At 48.1% G+C, this 3,081-nt stretch carries 1 protein-coding gene; it reads left to right on the top strand.

Going from position 1 to position 3,081, the window contains the following annotated elements; all coding sequences use genetic code 11:
* The first annotated feature begins 1,142 nt into the window (after nt 1-1,142).
* A complete protein-coding gene (gene aph(3')-Ia, locus ACFFR3_RS39990) occupies nt 1,143-1,952 on the top strand; it encodes an aminoglycoside O-phosphotransferase APH(3')-Ia (RefSeq protein WP_099588326.1) in 810 nt (269 codons plus the stop codon).
* Nucleotides 1,953-3,081: the final 1,129 nt, after the last annotated feature.

Below are 3,081 nucleotides of genomic sequence, written 5' to 3'. Positions count from 1 at the left end.
ATTTATAACTTGCAAAGAAATGAATATCAGAGAGTGAGAGGAACTTGTTTATTGCAGCTTATAATGGTTACAAATAAAGCAATAGCATCACAAATTTCACAAATAAAGCATTTTTTTCACTGCATTCTAGTTGTGGTTTGTCCAAACTCATCAATGTATCTTATCATGTCTGGCTCTAGCTATCCCGCCCCTAACTCCGCCCATCCCGCCCCTAACTCCGCCCAGTTCCGCCCATTCTCCGCCCCATGGCTGACTAATTTTTTTTATTTATGCAGAGGCCGAGGCCGCCTCGGCCTCTGAGCTATTCCAGAAGTAGTGAGGAGGCTTTTTTGGAGGCCTAGCTAGGGACGTACCCAATTCGCCCTATAGTGAGTCGTATTACGCGCGCTCACTGGCCGTCGTTTTACAACGTCGTGACTGGGAAAACCCTGGCGTTACCCAACTTAATCGCCTTGCAGCACATCCCCCTTTCGCCAGCTGGCGTAATAGCGAAGAGGCCCGCACCGATCGCCCTTCCCAACAGTTGCGCAGCCTGAATGGCGAATGGGACGCGCCCTGTAGCGGCGCATTAAGCGCGGCGGGTGTGGTGGTTACGCGCAGCGTGACCGCTACACTTGCCAGCGCCCTAGCGCCCGCTCCTTTCGCTTTCTTCCCTTCCTTTCTCGCCACGTTCGCCGGCTTTCCCCGTCAAGCTCTAAATCGGGGGCTCCCTTTAGGGTTCCGATTTAGTGCTTTACGGCACCTCGACCCCAAAAAACTTGATTAGGGTGATGGTTCACGTAGTGGGCCATCGCCCTGATAGACGGTTTTTCGCCCTTTGACGTTGGAGTCCACGTTCTTTAATAGTGGACTCTTGTTCCAAACTGGAACAACACTCAACCCTATCTCGGTCTATTCTTTTGATTTATAAGGGATTTTGCCGATTTCGGCCTATTGGTTAAAAAATGAGCTGATTTAACAAAAATTTAACGCGAATTTTAACAAAATATTAACGCTTACAATTTAGGTGGCACTTTTCGGGGAAATGTGTGCAGCTCTGGCCCGTGTCTCAAAATCTCTGATGTTACATTGCACAAGATAAAAATATATCATCATGAACAATAAAACTGTCTGCTTACATAAACAGTAATACAAGGGGTGTTATGAGCCATATTCAACGGGAAACGTCGAGGCCGCGATTAAATTCCAACATGGATGCTGATTTATATGGGTATAAATGGGCTCGCGATAATGTCGGGCAATCAGGTGCGACAATCTATCGCTTGTATGGGAAGCCCGATGCGCCAGAGTTGTTTCTGAAACATGGCAAAGGTAGCGTTGCCAATGATGTTACAGATGAGATGGTCAGACTAAACTGGCTGACGGAATTTATGCCTCTTCCGACCATCAAGCATTTTATCCGTACTCCTGATGATGCATGGTTACTCACCACTGCGATCCCCGGAAAAACAGCATTCCAGGTATTAGAAGAATATCCTGATTCAGGTGAAAATATTGTTGATGCGCTGGCAGTGTTCCTGCGCCGGTTGCATTCGATTCCTGTTTGTAATTGTCCTTTTAACAGCGATCGCGTATTTCGTCTCGCTCAGGCGCAATCACGAATGAATAACGGTTTGGTTGATGCGAGTGATTTTGATGACGAGCGTAATGGCTGGCCTGTTGAACAAGTCTGGAAAGAAATGCATAAACTTTTGCCATTCTCACCGGATTCAGTCGTCACTCATGGTGATTTCTCACTTGATAACCTTATTTTTGACGAGGGGAAATTAATAGGTTGTATTGATGTTGGACGAGTCGGAATCGCAGACCGATACCAGGATCTTGCCATCCTATGGAACTGCCTCGGTGAGTTTTCTCCTTCATTACAGAAACGGCTTTTTCAAAAATATGGTATTGATAATCCTGATATGAATAAATTGCAGTTTCATTTGATGCTCGATGAGTTTTTCTAACTGTCAGACCAAGTTTACTCATATATACTTTAGATTGATTTAAAACTTCATTTTTAATTTAAAAGGATCTAGGTGAAGATCCTTTTTGATAATCTCATGACCAAAATCCCTTAACGTGAGTTTTCGTTCCACTGAGCGTCAGACCCCGTAGAAAAGATCAAAGGATCTTCTTGAGATCCTTTTTTTCTGCGCGTAATCTGCTGCTTGCAAACAAAAAAACCACCGCTACCAGCGGTGGTTTGTTTGCCGGATCAAGAGCTACCAACTCTTTTTCCGAAGGTAACTGGCTTCAGCAGAGCGCAGATACCAAATACTGTTCTTCTAGTGTAGCCGTAGTTAGGCCACCACTTCAAGAACTCTGTAGCACCGCCTACATACCTCGCTCTGCTAATCCTGTTACCAGTGGCTGCTGCCAGTGGCGATAAGTCGTGTCTTACCGGGTTGGACTCAAGACGATAGTTACCGGATAAGGCGCAGCGGTCGGGCTGAACGGGGGGTTCGTGCACACAGCCCAGCTTGGAGCGAACGACCTACACCGAACTGAGATACCTACAGCGTGAGCTATGAGAAAGCGCCACGCTTCCCGAAGGGAGAAAGGCGGACAGGTATCCGGTAAGCGGCAGGGTCGGAACAGGAGAGCGCACGAGGGAGCTTCCAGGGGGAAACGCCTGGTATCTTTATAGTCCTGTCGGGTTTCGCCACCTCTGACTTGAGCGTCGATTTTTGTGATGCTCGTCAGGGGGGCGGAGCCTATGGAAAAACGCCAGCAACGCGGCCTTTTTACGGTTCCTGGCCTTTTGCTGGCCTTTTGCTCACATGTTCTTTCCTGCGTTATCCCCTGATTCTGTGGATAACCGTATTACCGCCTTTGAGTGAGCTGATACCGCTCGCCGCAGCCGAACGACCGAGCGCAGCGAGTCAGTGAGCGAGGAAGCGGAAGAGCGCCCAATACGCAAACCGCCTCTCCCCGCGCGTTGGCCGATTCATTAATGCAGCTGGCACGACAGGTTTCCCGACTGGAAAGCGGGCAGTGAGCGCAACGCAATTAATGTGAGTTAGCTCACTCATTAGGCACCCCAGGCTTTACACTTTATGCTTCCGGCTCGTATGTTGTGTGGAATTGTGAGCG

Source organism: Nonomuraea salmonea, assembly GCF_042428605.1.
Classification (GTDB): Bacteria; Actinomycetota; Actinomycetes; order Streptosporangiales; family Streptosporangiaceae; genus Nonomuraea; species Nonomuraea salmonea.
Note: the sequence above shows the minus strand (reverse complement) of the source record. Positions and strands in the feature narration are given on the sequence as shown.